The organism is Pseudomonas simiae, from assembly GCF_000934565.1.
GTDB lineage: Bacteria > Pseudomonadota > Gammaproteobacteria > Pseudomonadales > Pseudomonadaceae > Aquipseudomonas > Aquipseudomonas simiae.
In genome coordinates, this window is sequence record NZ_CP010896.1 from 3,475,956 (window position 1) to 3,492,484 (window position 16,529).

At 59.6% G+C, this 16,529-nt stretch carries 18 protein-coding genes; 8 read left to right on the plus strand and 10 right to left on the minus strand.

The window, feature by feature from the left end; all coding sequences use genetic code 11:
- Positions 1 to 42: 42 nt before the first annotated feature.
- The 5 genes from PF1751_RS15495 to PF1751_RS15515 all read right to left on the minus strand — a co-directional run bounded on the left by PF1751_RS15495 (position 43) and on the right by PF1751_RS15515 (position 4,285).
- Entirely contained in the window at positions 43 to 1,218 is a 1,176-nt protein-coding gene (locus PF1751_RS15495) for an NnrS family protein (protein WP_044287323.1), read from the minus strand.
- A 43-nt stretch (positions 1,219 to 1,261) separates the two neighbouring features.
- Positions 1,262 to 1,705 carry a membrane protein gene (locus PF1751_RS15500; RefSeq protein WP_010209808.1) on the minus strand — a complete coding sequence of 148 codons (444 nt, stop codon included), beginning with the start codon at positions 1,703 to 1,705 and terminating at the stop codon, positions 1,262 to 1,264.
- Positions 1,706 to 1,781: 76 nt separating this feature from the next.
- Entirely contained in the window at positions 1,782 to 3,098 is a 1,317-nt protein-coding gene (locus PF1751_RS15505; RefSeq protein WP_010209807.1) for an OprD family porin, read from the minus strand.
- 195 nt (positions 3,099 to 3,293) lie between these two features.
- Positions 3,294 to 3,839: a putative natural product biosynthesis protein gene (locus tag PF1751_RS15510; RefSeq protein WP_010209806.1), complete on the minus strand. Its 546-nt coding sequence runs from the start codon at positions 3,837 to 3,839 to the stop codon at positions 3,294 to 3,296.
- A gap of 62 nt (positions 3,840 to 3,901) precedes the next feature.
- Complete coding sequence (locus tag PF1751_RS15515; protein ID WP_021492300.1) at positions 3,902 to 4,285, minus strand: DUF2946 domain-containing protein; 384 nt, start codon at positions 4,283 to 4,285, stop codon at positions 3,902 to 3,904.
- 164 nt (positions 4,286 to 4,449) lie between these two features.
- On the opposite strand from PF1751_RS15515, the gene PF1751_RS15520 reads away from it, so the two are divergent.
- Both PF1751_RS15520 and PF1751_RS15525 read left to right on the plus strand, forming a co-directional pair.
- A complete protein-coding gene (locus tag PF1751_RS15520; RefSeq protein ID WP_010209804.1) occupies positions 4,450 to 5,058 on the plus strand; it encodes an SCO family protein in 609 nt (202 codons plus the stop codon).
- A complete protein-coding gene (locus PF1751_RS15525) occupies positions 5,058 to 5,525 on the plus strand; it encodes a copper chaperone PCu(A)C (protein ID WP_044287324.1) in 468 nt (155 codons plus the stop codon). Before PF1751_RS15520 ends, PF1751_RS15525 begins: the two co-directional genes overlap by 1 nt.
- A gap of 71 nt (positions 5,526 to 5,596) precedes the next feature.
- Here PF1751_RS15525 and PF1751_RS15530 read toward each other — a convergent pair whose 3' ends face one another.
- Positions 5,597 to 5,926 (minus strand): DHCW motif cupin fold protein, encoded by a 330-nt coding sequence (locus PF1751_RS15530; protein WP_021492301.1) that lies wholly within the window; start codon positions 5,924 to 5,926, stop codon positions 5,597 to 5,599.
- Positions 5,927 to 6,051: 125 nt separating this feature from the next.
- Here PF1751_RS15530 and PF1751_RS15535 point away from each other — a divergent pair, with 125 nt between their 5' ends.
- On the plus strand, positions 6,052 to 6,561 hold the full coding sequence (locus PF1751_RS15535) for an HIT family protein (protein ID WP_010209800.1): 510 nt from the start codon (positions 6,052 to 6,054) through the stop codon (positions 6,559 to 6,561).
- A gap of 36 nt (positions 6,562 to 6,597) precedes the next feature.
- On the opposite strand, the gene PF1751_RS15540 is transcribed toward PF1751_RS15535, so the two are convergent.
- Complete coding sequence (locus PF1751_RS15540) at positions 6,598 to 7,500, minus strand: universal stress protein (RefSeq protein ID WP_021492302.1); 903 nt, start codon at positions 7,498 to 7,500, stop codon at positions 6,598 to 6,600.
- Positions 7,501 to 7,819: 319 nt separating this feature from the next.
- Between PF1751_RS15540 and fnr the strand changes: the two genes are divergently transcribed.
- Positions 7,820 to 8,566, plus strand: coding sequence for a fumarate/nitrate reduction transcriptional regulator Fnr (gene fnr, locus PF1751_RS15545; RefSeq protein ID WP_021492303.1), 747 nt, complete (start codon positions 7,820 to 7,822; stop codon positions 8,564 to 8,566).
- Positions 8,567 to 8,805: 239 nt separating this feature from the next.
- A complete protein-coding gene (locus PF1751_RS15550) occupies positions 8,806 to 9,369 on the plus strand; it encodes a GNAT family N-acetyltransferase (RefSeq protein WP_010209795.1) in 564 nt (187 codons plus the stop codon).
- 111 nt (positions 9,370 to 9,480) lie between these two features.
- Here PF1751_RS15550 and PF1751_RS15555 read toward each other — a convergent pair whose 3' ends face one another.
- On the minus strand, positions 9,481 to 10,395 hold the full coding sequence (locus PF1751_RS15555) for a universal stress protein (protein WP_010209793.1): 915 nt from the start codon (positions 10,393 to 10,395) through the stop codon (positions 9,481 to 9,483).
- A gap of 200 nt (positions 10,396 to 10,595) precedes the next feature.
- Between PF1751_RS15555 and PF1751_RS15560 the strand changes: the two genes are divergently transcribed.
- Positions 10,596 to 11,555, plus strand: a complete 960-nt coding sequence (locus PF1751_RS15560; RefSeq protein ID WP_010209792.1) for a GGDEF domain-containing protein — start codon at positions 10,596 to 10,598, stop codon at positions 11,553 to 11,555.
- Here PF1751_RS15560 and PF1751_RS15565 read toward each other — a convergent pair.
- Both PF1751_RS15565 and PF1751_RS15570 read right to left on the minus strand, forming a co-directional pair.
- Positions 11,497 to 12,735 carry an MgtC/SapB family protein gene (locus PF1751_RS15565; RefSeq protein ID WP_010209791.1) on the minus strand — a complete coding sequence of 413 codons (1,239 nt, stop codon included), beginning with the start codon at positions 12,733 to 12,735 and terminating at the stop codon, positions 11,497 to 11,499. The two genes, PF1751_RS15560 and PF1751_RS15565, sit on opposite strands and share 59 nt — an antisense overlap.
- Positions 12,736 to 12,811: 76 nt before the next feature.
- Complete coding sequence (locus PF1751_RS15570; RefSeq protein WP_010209790.1) at positions 12,812 to 13,885, minus strand: NAD(P)-dependent alcohol dehydrogenase; 1,074 nt, start codon at positions 13,883 to 13,885, stop codon at positions 12,812 to 12,814.
- Positions 13,886 to 14,140: 255 nt separating this feature from the next.
- Here PF1751_RS15570 and PF1751_RS15575 point away from each other — a divergent pair, with 255 nt between their 5' ends.
- Together PF1751_RS15575 and chrA are read left to right on the plus strand one after the other, a co-directional pair.
- A complete protein-coding gene (locus tag PF1751_RS15575; RefSeq protein ID WP_021492307.1) occupies positions 14,141 to 15,067 on the plus strand; it encodes a universal stress protein in 927 nt (308 codons plus the stop codon).
- 214 nt (positions 15,068 to 15,281) lie between these two features.
- Entirely contained in the window at positions 15,282 to 16,487 is a 1,206-nt protein-coding gene (chrA, locus tag PF1751_RS15580; protein WP_010209788.1) for a chromate efflux transporter, read from the plus strand.
- Positions 16,488 to 16,529 lie beyond the last annotated feature (42 nt).

The window sequence follows — 16,529 nt, forward strand, 5'->3', positions numbered from 1 at the left end:
CAACCGATGAACCATCCACAACACAGAAGACATTGACCTCTCCTAGCCCGGATGCCCATCGACCCGCGCCTGCCACAGCATCGGTCCATAGCGCCACAGGTACAGGCCCATCCCAATGGACCAGCAAAGTCCTGCCAACCACAGGGCTGCCAAGGGCCAAACCAGCACCAACCACACGCGGCATACACACGCCAGGTTCAGCAACGCGAAAGCCAGCGTCATGCCTGGTGGCGGCTGCAACGGTCGACCGGTATGGCCCAGGCTGACCCGTGCGATCATCGCCAGGATCAACCCAGCCATCGCACCAATGGTCAGCGCGTGCACCGCCAGGCTTGGATTGAAGGCGGCACCGAAATGCCACAGCGCCATGCCCAGGCACGCCAGCGCGAGCCAGGCATAGGCCAGGTGCAGAGACCACAGCAGCGGTACTCGCCACAGGCCGCGATCCTGCCAGCGCAGCCAGCGCAGCAGATGGCCCAGGCCCAACGCGGCGAATAGCACGCCAACCCAGAGATTAGGCATCAAGGCCCATCCGTTGGCATACAACAGCGCCACCAGAATCGACCCGCTCAGCAACAGGTGGTCCAACCACGGCCAGGGCTTGACGGCTTCGGCCCGGCCCAGGCCACGCTGGGTAAAAAACGGAATCACACGGCCACCGATCAGGCCCATCATCGCCGCGACGAGCCATAAGCCGGTCAGAACCGACTGGCGCTGCAACGCTGGGTCGGACAGCGATAGCCCGTCAGCCAAGGCCAGCAACACCAACACCAGCACAATCGGGTAATTGCGCGTCTGCCGGACCTTCCACAGCGTCCACCCCATCACCCCGGCAACTGCCAATGGGAAGCTCAACTCCAGCACGGCCAGCAACGGCATCGGAACATTCAGCAACCAGCCCACGCGAGCCGCCAGCCACAGTGCCGCCAACACCGCCAAGGGCGTCCCGCTGAGGCCGGCGCGCCCGGTCCAGGTCTGCACCGCCGTCAGCAAAAAACCGGCGATGATCGCCAGGCCAAAGCCGAACAGCAACTCATGCCGATGCCAGGCCAGCCAGCCGCCGGCCGGTTGCCACTCGCCAGTCAGCCCGCCCAGGGCCAACAGCCACAACGGCACCACCAGCGCCGCCAACAGGCACGCGCCGAGAAAAAATGGCCGGAAGGCCAGGCGCAACAACGGGGTAATCGACATTGCCTTGCGCCGATCCAGTACGTGCATGCCACGGCTCCTCAACTCATTATCGGTTTATCTATCGAGGGTTTTACCAAGTGAGGTAAAACATGCCCTTGGCCAACACCACAATCGCAACCATATGCGCAAACAAACTCAAGTGCACAAACCGCAGATAGCGCGGCCCTACACGCCCCAGGCGCATACGCAGCATCGTCAGCAGAAAGTGCAGCAGCACACTGGCGGCGAGGGTCAACTTAACGGTCAGCAAAGTCCCGAAGGACGAAGCGAAAGGCGCGGTCAGCACCGGCAGGTAACGCAGCCAGACCATGCCCAGCCCCGCGCCGAACAGCACCAGTAATACCCAGGGCATCATCACCCTGGCGCGTTGACCGACGCCTTGCTCCACCAGCACCATCACCCGCGCAGGCAATTGGTGGTGCAGTCGTGCCAGGATCAGCACTTCGAAAAACACTGTGCCGATAAAAATCAACGCAGCGAAGAGGTGCGCCAGCAGAAATAGTAGGTAAGGCATGATGGCCTCGCGGGGGGGGACCGGAACGCCAGTGTGACGACCTGCCAGCGTGCACACCTTGATTCCGGTCAACCCATCACATCAACGGGATGCTGTAGCTGACAATCAGCCGCGTCTCGTCCTTGTCCGCCGTGTCGTTGCCGCGCAGCACCGCGCTGCGCCAGGTAAAGCCCAGGCCTTTCAAGGTGCCGGTGGGGATCACGTAATCCAGGCGCAGGTCACGCTCCCACTCACTGTTGTCGCGGCCGACAGTGCGGATGTGGCTGCCGTGGATATACGTCACGCTGGAGCGCAACCCCGGCACGCCCAGGCCGGCAAAGTCATAGGCATAGCTGCCAACCGTGGCTTGCTCACCGGCATTCACGAACTTGAGCGACTGGGAATTGGTGATCAGGTAGAGCGAGCGGCCCTGGCCCTGGTTGATGTGCGGGAAGTCACTTTGCCCGGTGGTTTTCTGGTAGCCCAAGCTCAGCGAATGCCCGCTCAAGGCATAGGTGAACATGGCGCTCCACAAGCGGTTGTCGACTTTGCCGGCGTTGACGCCAGGCCCGTAGTAGCCCGAGCTGACATAACCTTCGCCGCGCCCGGCAACGCTGCCATTCTTGCCGTCGGCGGTGCTGTAGAAATACCGCAGGTCGCTCTTGAGTTGGCCCACCGGCAGTTGCCAGTTATGCACCAAGCCGAGGAAATGCTGCTGGTAAAAGTTCTCCAGGCTGGCGTAGTAGTACTGCACCTGCAGCCGTTTGCTCACGGCGTAATCCACACCGCCGTAGTAGAACTGGTTGCTGGCCTTACCCTTGACCGGGTCATTGGCCCCAGCAATCGACAAGCCTTGGCCGTTACTGGAGTTCCGGTCCATCACCTGCTCGATCTTGCCCGCGATCAGATTGACGTCCCTGAAGTCCTTGGACTCCACCTGATAGCCCCGAAAGGTCTGGGGCAACAGGCGACCGTCCTCAGTGGTCAGCACCGGCAGCTTGGGCATCAGGTTGCCGGCTTTGAGTTGCGTCTGGGCGATACGCAGTTTGCCGGTGACGCCGGTCTTGCTGAAATCATGGACGGCCTTGCCGTCGTCCAGCGGGAAAACGCTGCCGGGGGTGTTGTCTGCACCGGCCTTGCCGGCCCGGCCCGAGGCGTCCAGGCGCAGGCCGTACCACTCTTGCAGATCCAGGCCCAGGCCGACCGTGCCCTCGGTGAAACCGGACTGGTAATTGAACATGAAGGCCTGGCCCCACTCCTTGTCCGAGGCGGCCTTGGCGTTGCGGGTGTCCTGGTTGTAGTAGAAGTTGCGCAGGTCGAGACTGGCTTTGCTGTCGTCGATAAAACCCGACGCAGCCGCCTGCTGCGCAGCGCCGAGGGAGACGGCGAGCGCCAGGCAAGTCTTGTGGTTCATGAAGGCTCCGAGAAGTGATTGAGGCGACACCGTCGGCGTTCAGCCTGTTCTTGTTGCAGGCCTCTAACGTGTGACATTCGACGGGAGCGCGCACGGTATAGGCTTGGTCCCACGGGAAAAAGCCGTCAAAACCGCTATTCACTTTTTCAGTTTGCGTAACAATCCACGTGTCACTTCAAGGTATTCAGCCGCATGTCAAGGCACCGCCAACCACCCACTGAACCCACCCGGCGCCTTCAACGGGCACCAGGCGAAATCCCACGGTGGCGGCGGCAGCGCCTGCTGTTCGACCCCGGCACTCCGGGCGTCTTTCCAATCGACAACCCTCGACGACTGCCAGGCCAGCGCCACGCCCTGGGCCTGGCTTTCGTCCGTATTGACCCAACACGCGGCGGCCGCCGCCATGAATGCCTCGATCGGCTCGTCGTCGATCTGCGACCGATACGGCGAGCCCAGCAGCCAGCGGCAGACATTCAGGTGATAGGTCCAGTCCTGCGGCGGCCGGTTGCGGTAGGCCCAGGTCATGAAGCTGCGGAACAGGTTCAACCCTTCGGGCGGATCCAGCTTGAGCAGCGCCGGGCAGATATCGAACAGGGTGTGCCAATACGGCAATAACCGTGCATCCAGGTGCACGAAGTTGCGGGAATTGCTCGGGTATTCAGGCGGCGTCGGTACCGCGTGCAGGCGGCGGGACGCCTTGCTGACCAGGCGGCTGGCGCCTGCGGGCAACAGGTGGTTCATGAAACGCACTCACAGTCATGACGATGGAATGCCTCCTGGTCTCAGGAAGCCCAAGGCAAACGTCAGAATGCAGGGGAAGCGCGGGGGTTGGCCGAAGGCCAGGAATAACGCGGCGGCGCCTTGTTGCGACGTTCATGGGCGGGCCGTGGAGTTTGCCCCAGCCCCAGCAACCAGGCCAGACCGACCAAGAACACCAGGGCAACCGTCAAGGCGTTGCAGACCGGGCAGGCAAAGTAGTTCGAGATGTTGCTGGAAGACGGGCTGCCCAACCCTTTGTCGGAAAGTGGCGCCTGCTTGCCGTCCACCGAACAAAACGCCCCACCGATGCCATTCAGTGTCTGGCCCATCATCTGACCATGCCCCAAACCGCAGACGAACAGGTTCATCAGCACGCAGAAGTACAGGGCCCAGGCAATCAGGGAACGGTCGGGGTGGCTCAATTTCATGGCGGCGACTCTACCACCAGAGCCGCCAAAGGATGAAGTGCCGCCTGCCCCTGTGGCAGAACGTCGCAGATTACGTGCACTTCCCAGGGTTGGTAGACTGGACGCCCTCAAAGCCTGACGTATTGATCCAGAGCAATGCAGGCGTTTCACAGGATGCACAGTTGATGAGTACCTTATTCACCCGCCGCAAAGTGCTGACCGGAATGGGCCTGCTGGGCCTGGGCAGCCTGCTGGGCGGCTGTGACTACAGCCCGAAGCTGAACTTCAAGTACGGCAAGGACCTGAGCGACAAGATCATGGGCCGTACCTTCAAGCTCAAGAACACCGACGGCGAAACCGTCACCTTGAGCTCGTACCGTGGCCTGATGCCGGTGGTGTTCTTCGGTTTCACCCAATGCCCGGCCGTGTGCCCGACCACCCTGGCGCGCGCCGCCCAGGCCAAGAAACTGATGGGTCGCGACGGCGAAATCATGCAGGTGGTGTTCATCACCCTGGACCCGGAACGCGACACCCCCGAGATCCTCAACAAGTACGTCAAAGCCTTCGACCCCAGCTTCGAAGCGCTGTACGGCACCCCGGAAGAAATCGCCGTGGCCGCCAAGGAATTCGGGATCTTTTATGAAAAGATCCCTGCCGGCGACACCTACACCCTGTCCCACACCGCCACCAGCTTCGTGTTCGACACCCGTGGCAACCTGCGCCTGGGCCTGCAGGCATCCCTTACCGCTAAAGAGTGCGCAGAAGACCTGCTCACCGTCATGGAGGTCTGCTAATGACTGCCGTTCAACACCTCAAACATACCCTTATCGGCCTGACCCTGCTGGGCCTTACCGCCCACGCCAGTGCCCAGGTGCAAGTAACCGACGCGTGGGTACGCGCCACGGTGCCGGGCCAGCCGTCCAGCGGCGCGTTCATGACCGTCACCGCCGACAGCGACAGCCAACTGCTGAGCGTGGCCTCGCCGGTGGCCAAGGACGTGCAGATCCATGAAATGAGCATGAAGGACGACGTGATGCGCATGGGCCCGGTGGACTCGGTGGCCCTGCCCGCCGGCAAGGCCGTGACCCTCGACCCCAACGGCTACCACGTGATGCTGATGGGCCTGACCGGCCAGATCAAGGAAGGCGACCAGGTGCCGCTGACCCTCACCGTGCAAAACGCCAAGGGTGAGAAGCAGGCGATTGAAGTGAAGGCCCCAGCCCGTGGCGTGGATGGGATGGACCACAGCAAGATGCATTGAGGGCATGGGAGCTCTGTGGTGAGCGGCCTGCGCTTGCATCCGCAACTGGCTGAACAACCCGATATACCGCCTCAATCCACAATAAACAGCTTCGCCCCTACGCTCGTCGACGAGCGATGGCCCTCCATGTCATTGCCCACCTGGTAACTCATTCCGGCCGTCAGGGTGAACTGGCGGCCGTCTTCCAGTTCCGTATGCAACTCGCCTTCCAGGCACAAGAGAATATGCCCTCTCCAGCACCAGTGATCAGCCAAGTAGCCGGGGGTGTACTCAACCATGCGCACGCGGGTGGTTCCGAAGTGGCAGGTGCGCCATAAAGCGTTGCCGGTAATGCCTGGGTAAGTCACGGATTCGACCGTGGTCCAGTCAGTGGTGCCAAAGGGGACGGCAGTGAGGTCCATGGTGGGCTCGGTGGTTGATTAGCGGGGCTTGAGGCTATCCATCTGGACCCGCGGGCGATAGGCACAGATCCACCACTTTTCTGGGATACAGGTATCCTGCCCGCATCGCTAACAGGGATTCGCTTATGCAGATCGACCCCGCCTACGTCCTTCACGAAACCGAACACTGGCTGCTCAACCATCACCTGGCTTCAGCCTTGCCCGGCTACCTGATGCTAGGCGCCAAGGCGCCGATTCACTCCCTGGCCGACATGCCGGAAGCGGCGCTGGCCGAGTTGGGTGGGCTGCTGGCAAAAACCCAGCGAGTGATGGAGGCGCAGCTCAAACCGAAATGGCTGTATATCAGCCGTTATGGGCACATGCCGGGATTTGCGCTGCACTTTCATTTCATTCCGGTGTACGACTGGGTGGAGGACGCGTTCTGGCAAGATGAGCGTTATCGGTTGCTGCAAGGTTTTGGCACACAGCAACTGACGCAGACATTGACCGACGGGGCCGAATTGACGCTGTTTGTATGGCGTGAGTTTGGAGAAAGCGCGACACCACCGCAGGTTCAAGGAGAGTCAGTCCAGCACGTGATAGCGCGATTGCGCGCCGCTTTTAGTCGAGACATGAGCGGCAGAGAACGGCGATAAAGCGTCGATGCAACGAAATTTGACGCACGTGCATGCTCAGGCTAACGGTTGCACAACCAACAGGCTGCACGGCGGGTGATTGAGTAAGCGCTCGGCTGTGCTGCCGATGAACATGTCGCCGCCACGAGCATGGCTGGCGCCTAGCACCACGATATCGAATTCATTCTGCTGGGCGAACCGCTCAATGACCGCGTGGGGGATGCCCGTCAGCAGGTGACGGCGGTGGCCGTCAATCCCGTAGCGTGACGCAAGCACCTCGAACGCCTCCTCCTGCGCGTCATTGACCGCGTCCCTAAGGCTTTCATTCAGACTCAGCGTGGACACACTCGTCGATGTGTCTCCCACAACCGACCAGTTGCTGATACTGAGCAGGTGCAACCTGGCACCGCAGGAGGCTGCCAGTGTCGACGCCAGTTCAAGCACTTGCTCATTGACACCTTGAGTCAACTCTTCAAGGTGGGACAGGTCGATGGCAACGAGTATTTTCAGAGGGTTGGGGTGCCTGGCTTCGGTCACCAGATGAAAGTGCGCTTCACACTCGCGCAGTAACCGCCAGTCCAGTGGCTGGTGAAAGGCCCGCCCCAGTGCAGGCACGTGGTGAATATCCTTGACCACGAGATCTGCATGGAAGTCGTTCACATAATCGAGTACATGGCCAGGGCTTGCTTTAGCCCAGACGACCTCACTGGTCACCTGTCCTCCCGCAAGGCGCGCCTGCTGCTCCAACCAATGCCGATGCACTTGCAAATAACCCTCTCGGGCACGCGTCATGGCTTCATGGTCGAACAAGCCTGCTACCGCCAAGGCCTGGACGTAATCGAACGCAACCATGTGCAACGACGCTCCGGTGGCGCAGGCCAGCGCCTGCGCGCGGTCGAATGCTGGAGTACGGGTCATTTCGGTCGGTACGATCAATAAAATACGTTTAAGTTTCTGCATCACCGCGGTCTCCTGACAACAGCGTTGTACCCGACTGCAAACCCGACATCCTGTTCGGACTGCAGGCGGCGCTGTGACTGCAGTATCGGATTCGGCCCACGGCAGACTCTGATCTTTATCAAGTAAATAACGGGCCGCGAGCAAGGCGCGCTGCCGGTTCAGATGCACCCATCAATTTGGGCAGCATGGAACGGCAGGACTGTTCGTTCGAATAGCGTTCTTCTCCACTCGTCACCTTTAACCTGAAAAAGGGCAAATTAAGTGCGGACCCACACGCCCCCCCGCTATGCTCAGGAGATACCTGGCGGAGCGAGACCCGATGACTGGAACCCGTCCGTTACAAGTCCAGAGCCTCAAATCAGCCTGCTCACAGTGCAGTGTTCTAGAGCTTTGTCTGCCGATAGGGCTATCGGGCGATGAAGTGAAGCGCTTGGACAAACTGATCGTCCAGCGCTTCAAGATCAAAAAAGGTACGGCGTTGTACCGCACCGGCGACCCCTTGCGCTCGCTTTACGCCGTGCGAGTTGGTTCATTCAAGACCAGCATGGTGTCAGTCGACGGTCGTGAGCAGGTCACCGGCTTTCAGATACCTGGCGAGATGCTGGGCCTGGACGCTATCAGTGCCGACATACATGCGTGCAGCGCGTTTGCCCTGGAAGACAGCGAAGTGTGCCCCATCCACTTTGCGCAACTGGAAAAACTCTCGCAGAGCCTGCCGTCGCTGCAACACAACCTCAACCGCCTGTTGAGCCGGGAAATCGTGCGTGACCAGACAATGCTGATGCTCATGGGCAACATGAACTCGGACGAGCGCCTAGCGGCCTTCCTGCTCAACCTTTCACAACGTTTGAGCATTCGCGGTTATTCCCCCAAGGACTTTGTTCTGAAAATGCGCCGAGAGGAAATCGGTTCCTACTTAGGACTACGCCTGGAGACCATCTGCCGGGGTATCGCGCACCTGCGAGACCTGAACCTGGTGGATATTGCCGGCCGGAACGTCAAGATTCAGGACATGGAGGGCCTTAAACAACTGGTATCAGGCTGCAATCGTCCGACCGTCCTCTAACGCCCGCACACTTGGCGCCCCATCGCGTACGCGCGGCAGCCAGCGCCGTGGAAAACGTTGCAATCAGGCGCATTCCCCCGACTGTCATCACGACGACAGTTTGAATAAGTACCTCACGATTGAGCACCGACCTCACGGGTTTCTGATCCAGATCAGAATCAGACCGCCCCATCGACGTAGAAAGGTATGACCCGCGCGGTAATCACGGCGCGCCGATCTGAACTGGATGGAGGTTTTTCATGCAAACCGTCAAAGAACACAATGAACGCGCCGTTGATGTCTACGCCAAAGTGACCGGCCACCACTGGATCGAACCCCTTAAAGACGGCCGCCACGTGCTGATACGGCCGCTCACGGATGAAGACCGCGAGCGTGAGTATGCGTTTATCAAGCGCCTGTCTCCCGAGTCGCGGCATATGCGATTTCTTGCCCAGATCAATGAGCCGAGCAAAGCGATGCTGGATCAGTTGATGGACACTGACAACGACCAGCGCATGGCCTACATCGCACTGACTCACGATAACGGCAAGCTTACCGAGATCGGTATCAGTCGGTATGCCGCCACCGGAGAACATGTATGTGAATGCGCAGTCACCGTTGCTGATGAGTGGAAGCATCTGGGTTTGGGCACGCATCTGATGACGCATTTGATCAAGGCGGCGCGTCGCAACGCTTTCACCCAGATGTACTCGATTGACGCGGCAAGCAATACGCCGATGCGTGACCTGGCAAGAAGCTTGGGGTTCGACACGTCTAGCGACCCCGACAACTCATCTCAGGTTATCCATCGTCTTCACCTGTAAACAGTTGCCCCGCGATAACGCGCGCCTTTGCTCAAGGGCGCCGCGTCATTAAAGGTAGGGGACACGCCGTAGGCGTGGAGTGCCGGCCTGCCCTGCCGGCTGGGCCACGTATCAGTCGCGCGACGGTTTGATCGCCCATACGCTGCAAGGCGCCCTATGCAAGAGCTGTTCGGCGGTTGTGCCTAACAGTTTACTCAAGCCATGGTGCTGCACCGTCCCCATGACGATCACGTCCGTAGCGTGTTTAGTCGCGAACTCACAAATGCCTGGAACCGCCGCACCTTCGATAAAGTGACGGTTCTGCGGTGCCACATGATGGCGCTCGGCTAGCGCCGCAAACGCCTCACGCTCTGCGCTGCCCAACGCCTCATAGAGACCCGTGGCCAGCGGTAACGCACCAACGCCCATGTCCGTCGCATACACCGCCATCCAGTCATACACATGCACCAACTCCAATGTGGCACCACATTGCTCGGCCAGCTTCACGGCGGCATCGATAATCTGATCGTTGAATACCTGATCCTGCTCTTCACTGCGCAGGACATCGACAATAGCCAGGATCTGGCGAGGTCGAGCATGCAGGTCATTGATCACTAGATGCACCGGCACTGGACAATCACGCAGCAACTGCCAGTCCAGCGGGGTGAAAAATATCCGTTTCAACGCCGACTCTTCGTGAGCATCCTTGATGATCAGTGCCAACGGCAGCTCGCTGACGAAATGCAGGATTTCTTCATAAGGATGCTGTACCCACACCACCTCACTGGAGACTGCAACGCCATGTTTGCTCATCAGCTCGGCCTGTTCCGCAAGCCACTGTCGATGAGTTTGCAAATACCCTTCCCGCGCTACACCCATCTGTTCGGGGGCAAATAGGCCTGCCACCGCTAGTGCCTGCAGATAATCAAACGCGACGATGTGCAACGGCAGTTGCATCGCCCGAGCCAGAGCCGTGGCACGCTCAAAGGCTGGAGTGCGGATCATGGCTGGAGGGGCAATCAATAATAAACGCTGGATCTGTGACATGGGGCACCTCGGGACGGGGCCATCTGGATGGCTATTGCTCTAGGTTGAGCGTTACAGGCTTCAGCTGTTTGATATTTGTCAGGTATGCCAGTCGTAAGGGTGAACATCGCCCCGAATAAAGTTGATATTGATCAACAAGTACCCCCTCGCACCCTCATAGCCTGAACCAAAGCGTCCTGTGTCTGCAGAGAGAATAGGCAATGATCGAAAATGACCAGCAAGTGTTGGTAAGGGCATTGGACGCTGCAACAAACCCGGTGCTAATCACCGAACGCAGTGGCAGCATCGTGTGGCTCAACAAAGCATTCTGCCTGATGAGCGGCTATTCCAAGCAAGAGCTGGTGGGCAAGACCCCGCATCTGCTGTCTTCAGGCAGACAAAGCACTACGTTCTATCGCAATTTGTGGATGACGATTATGGCGGGGCTGAGCTGGCAAGGCGAAATGGTCGAGAGGCGCAAGGACGGAGGCACCTGCACCGTCAATCAGATCATCACTCCGGTGCTCGACCAGGACGGTGTGGTGACGCACTTCATCGCCATCCTGCACAACTTCAGTCTCATAGACGAAGAGCGCGCCGCCATGCAGCAACTGGCATTCCACGACGCTCTGACGGGGTTGCCCAACCGCTTGCTGTTCCTGAACCTGCTCAACCAGGCAATCAATGGCGCGATCAAATACAAGCAGCCATTGGCGCTGATGTTTATCGATCTGGATCACTTCAAATCCATCAACGACACCCTCGGCCACGCTTGCGGGGACAGGCTGTTGGTCGCGGTGGCTGAACGCCTGGGCCAGTCAGTGCGCCGCTCCGACGTGGTCGCCCGCCTGAGCGGTGACGAGTTCGCGATCCTGATCTCCGGCGTGGACCAGATTGACCAACTTGAGCCCTTGGCGAACAAATTGGTCGCCGCTATCCATCAGCCTTTCATGGTGGACAATCATCGGATCGAAACCGCTATAAGCATCGGTATCAGCCTGTTTCACGGCGATGGAAGCAGTGTGGATGATCTGCTCGCCCAAGCCGACAGCGCGATGTACCAGGCCAAGAGAAACGGTGGCAACGGTTGCCGTTTCAGCGTTCTGGACATACCGGCCGAACTCAATGCAGCAAGGTGCCCGCCCACATGGCCAGCGTCAGCAACACCTGGCCCGGGATAACATAGGCGGCAAATCGTCTGCCACCGCTGACCCAAGCCATCAGGCACTTGCTCAAAGAGTTGCTGCTGACAGCAACCAGCGCAGGGCCGACGATGGCATCGAACGGCAACAAGCCGGCCTTGGCGAGGGAGGCGATGGACGCTGTGGAGGAATGCGCGTCGGCAAAACCGGTCAAGGTCGCAGTCAACATTATCCCGACCTGACCGAAGTGGCTCAGCATGGCTGATGAAACCAGGGTGATACCGGTCATGGTCAACGTCACAATCAAGGCAAGCTTGAGATCGAATGCGCCCCCCACCTTGATCGGCCCGTTGGCGCCCCCGCTCTGGACGGGAAACATCAGGCATGCGCCATATAACCCCGTGACAGCAAATCCGCAGGCCAATGGCCCCCATATGCTGCGCAACAGTGCGGGATCAACCAGGCCAAAAATCAGCCCGACCTGAATCACGGTGGCCAAATTGGACAATATCGCCGCAGCACTCAGGGCGCGGATATTGCCAGGCTCCGTGGCGACGCGATGTCCCATCGAGGCGATGGTCACGGTACTGGAGGCGAATCCGGAGGCGATCGCACTGATAGCGTAGCCGTAGCGAGTTCCCAGCGTACGCACCGCAATATGCCCCGCGGCGCCCACCAGCATCAACAAAACGGTCAAACTGCAGACGGTGCGCAAATTGAGGGCTGCGTAAGGGCCGATGTAACGATCCGGCAGCAATGGCAGCACCACCAGCGCCGTAATCAGCAAGACGAGTCCATCGCGCATCTCAGGCTCGGTCAACTGGCTTTTGGCGAAATGATGCAGTGTCTCCCGATACGTCAGCAGCCCCGCCGCCACCACACCCATAGCGACGGCCAGTTCGGGAGCGGTACTGCACAGCGCGCCCAGGATCAGCACGGTGAGCAAAGCCACTTCGCTGGTCACGCCGGGGTCGTCACTCAGACTTCGCCAATAGGCGACAGTCGCCAGCGCGGTTAGACTGATCGCGACCATCCCGACCAGCAACGCCCCTCCCACCTGCATCGCCGCATATCCCAGCAGTGCGGTGATCGCGAAGGTCCGCAATCCGGCGGAGTCGCGGGTATCTCCGGTCCCTTTGTGGCGCTCGCGCTCCAGACCGATCAACATGCCGATCCCCAGCGCGGCGGCCGCCCCCGCCATGCCAATGGTTTCAATCATGGTGGCCCTGATCCCAGTAATGAGCGGGTTGTGAGTGCGTGATCTCGAAGTTCATGAACACCTGCGAAAGACGTTCTCAAGGCGTTATCGCCACTTTCATCACACCGTCACGCTGATTGGCAAACAGCTCATAGGCCGCCTCGATGTCATCGAGCTTGAAATGGTGAGTCACCAGCGGTGACAAATCGACGGCACCGCTTTGCACCACTGCCATCAACCGGCGCATCCGCTCTTTGCCACCGGGGCACAGCGTCGTCACGATGCTGTAATCACCGAGGCCGGCGGCAAAGGCATCGAGCGGGATGCGCAGGTCGCTGGAGTACACCCCCAGGCTGGATAACCGGCCGCCGGGGCGCAGCACGCGCAATGCCGACTCAAACGTACCTTGGGTGCCCAGAGCCTCGATCGAGACATCGACTCCCCGGCCATCGGTCAGGGCCATGATTTGCTCGACCACATTTGCCTCCTTGAAATTCACCACGTGGGTCGCGCCCAACTGACGGGCGACGCTCATGCGCTGCGCCACGGCATCGACGCCGATGATGGTGGTGGCCCCTTTAAGTCGTGCACCGGCCACGGCACACAGACCGATCGGCCCGAGGGCAAATACGGCGACTGTGTCACCGATATTGATCTCACCGCGCTCCGCCCCAGAGAACCCGGTGGACATGATGTCCGGGCACATCAGCACCTGTTCATCGCTCAAACCATCGGGGATTGGGCACAAATTGGCGAGTGCATCTGGTACCAACACGTATTCGGCTTGGCAGCCGTCGATGATATTGCCGAATTTCCAGCCACCCGTGGCGCGAAATCCGTGCCGGGTGTCGGGGCCATCCTGTGAGGCGCAGCCGCACAGGCAGGCATAACTCTGGCCACTTGGGGTAATTGCCCCAGCGATGACCCGTTGTCCCTCGACGAAACCGCGCACCTGCGAACCCAGCCGTTCGATGATGCCCACTGGCTCGTGACCGATGGTCAAGCCTTTGGCCACCGGGTACTCGCCGCGAAGGATATGCACATCGGTGCCGCAGATGGTCGTGGTGGTGATGCGAATCAAAGCATCCAGCGGGCCGACCTCGGGGATCGGTTTGTCCTCGAGCACGATGCGGTTCTTCTCAACGAATATTGCGGCTTTCATGGTGGCCATCATCGGTTCTCCTACGCAGATCGAGTTCGTGAGTGCTGCACTCACCCGAGACTGCGCCAGGGCGACCAACCGCAGATTGATAATGGTCAACAATCAGAGAATCAAAGCGCCTGCCGCAGATCGTTTGGCGCTCTCACTCGTCTCTTTGACAAAAATCAAGCCCGTTGGCGTAGCCAGCGCCACCCTAGGCGCAAGGCTCACTGCCCGGACGTTCGACTGGCGAGCGTTTGAGCGATTACCAATGGGAGATTTGCCATGTCTGCGCAATCACGTTTCATGCTGGTTGTTTCGCCCCTCATGAAAAACAGCCCGGCCTTCGAGCGCGCTGCCGCTCTGGCCAAGGCGTCGGACGCCGCCTTGCACATCGTGGCATTCGACTATCTGGAGGGGCTGGCGACTGCTGGCCTGGTCAATGAGCAAGCTCTGGAACAGATGCGCTTGGGATATGTCGAGCGCCACCACCAATGGCTAGAGGATCAGGCCCGCCCCTTGCGCAAGCTCGGCGTGCACGTGACCACTGAAGTGGTGTGGGTGCAAAGCCCCCTGCAAGAGATTCTCATCCACCTCCGGGAACAACCCATGACAGCACTGGTGAAAGCTCTGGAGCACGAGTCAGTCCTGTCACGCCTGATGTTCACTCCGTTGGATATTCATCTGCTACGCGAATGCCCGGTGCCCCTGCACTTTGTCAGTCATCTGCACCACGCCCTTCCACGGCGAATCGTTGCTGCGGTCGACCCGTTCCATCGCAATGACCACTACGAAGGCCTTAACGACAGAATTCTGCACGAAGCGGCAAAACTGGCGAGCAACTGTAATGCTGAGCTGGACGTTATTTACGCCCACGACCTGTCCTCGATCAGCGCCGCCGAGTTCGGTTTCAACAATGCCTCCGCGTTCTTCTCTCCAAGCGCCGCCAAGGCGCTGTTCGATGCACAAAGCGATGCTTTCCATGAGCTGGCCAAGCGCAATAACATCCCGGCGGAAAACCAGCACATGATCATGGGTAACCCGGCCAAGGTGCTTTCCAGCTATGCGGATGCTTATGACATTGACGTTATTGTCATGGGACGCGTCGTCCATCGAGGGATCGGTCAGTTGATCGGCAGCACCGTGGAACACCTGTTATACAAAATGCCTTGCAGTGTTTGGGTGGTTTCGCCGGAAGACGTCGCCGACTGAAAATGAATGGAGTGGTCTTTCGGTCTGTCGTTGGCCTTTGCTGCTCTGTTAGCGAATTCATCCGTCGCATCACTCGTGCCACGTTCGGGCTCAATCCGCTCGGTGAAGACTCAGCAGGCCTCTGCATCCTGTGATGCGCGCAGCTTGAGTATTGTCTTTCGTTAACAATTTTCGATTAATGTCTGTTGAATAGGCCGATGATGAATCAATCAACATGACCGACACCCGCCAGACTGACCGCCGCCACTGGACAGTTTTCCTAATTTTCCTGCGCCTGGGCCTGACCTCTTTCGGTGGCCCAATCGCCCACCTGGGCTACTTCCGAGACGAGTTCGTGGTGCGTCGACAGTGGCTCAGCGAGCGCAGTTATGCGGATCTGGTCGCCCTTTGCCAGTTTCTACCAGGGCCTGCAAGCAGTCAGGTCGGCATCGCGCTTGGGCTTTCTCGCTCAGGCTACGGTGGCGCGCTGGCGGCGTGGATGGGGTTCACTTTACCTTCCGCGATTGCCCTGATCCTCTTTGCGTTGGGCATAGCCCGTTATGGCGATGTCATACCCGTTGGCGTATTGCACGGGTTAAAGGTGGTAGCCGTGGCGGTGGTCGCGCAGGCGGTATGGGGGATGGCGCGCAATCTGTGTCCCGATACGCCGCGTAGATCCATCATGACAGCAGCAACCTGCTTCGTGCTGCTCGTACCCTCCGCGTTGGGGCAAGTCGGGGTCATAGCGATGGGTGCGATCATTGGCTTGTGCCTCTTCAAGCCCGAGCCGAGCGAAGCCCGTGATCCGCTGCCCATTCGCATCCGCCGTCGTGCCGGCATGTTTTGGCTGGTTCTGTTCTGTGCTCTGTTGCTCGGGCTGCCGCTCCTGGCAACGTGGTTTCCAAGTCAAATGTTGTCGAGGGTGGATGCGTTCTACCGCGCTGGCTCGCTGGTCTTCGGTGGCGGACATGTGGTACTGCCGCTGTTGCAGGCTGAAGTCGTACCTACCGGCTGGGTCGGCAACGATGCATTCCTGGCGGGCTATGGCGCCGCGCAAGCCATCCCTGGGCCGCTATTCACCTTCGCTGCATTTCTCGGCGCGTCGATGAACCAAGCGCCCAACGGTTGGCTTGGGGGCCTGGTTTGCCTGCTGGCGATATTTGCGCCTTCTTTCCTGTTGGTCCTGGGCGCCTTGCCGTTCTGGGAGCGTCTGCGGCACAACATCCGCACGCAAGCGGCGCTGATGGGCATCAATGCGGCGGTGGTCGGTGTGTTGCTCGCGGCGCTTTATCAGCCGGTATGGACGAGTGCGATTCACGCCCCGCAGGACTTTGCCCTGGCCCTTGTGGCGCTGGTTGCGTTGATGTTCTGTAAAGTTGCGCCGTGGCTGGTGGTACTCGGCAGCGGCGTCATGGGCGGGCTGTTGAGTATCGCTTTATAAGCAAAAACTCATGCTGAACTGCGCTATTGGCCGATTCTGTTG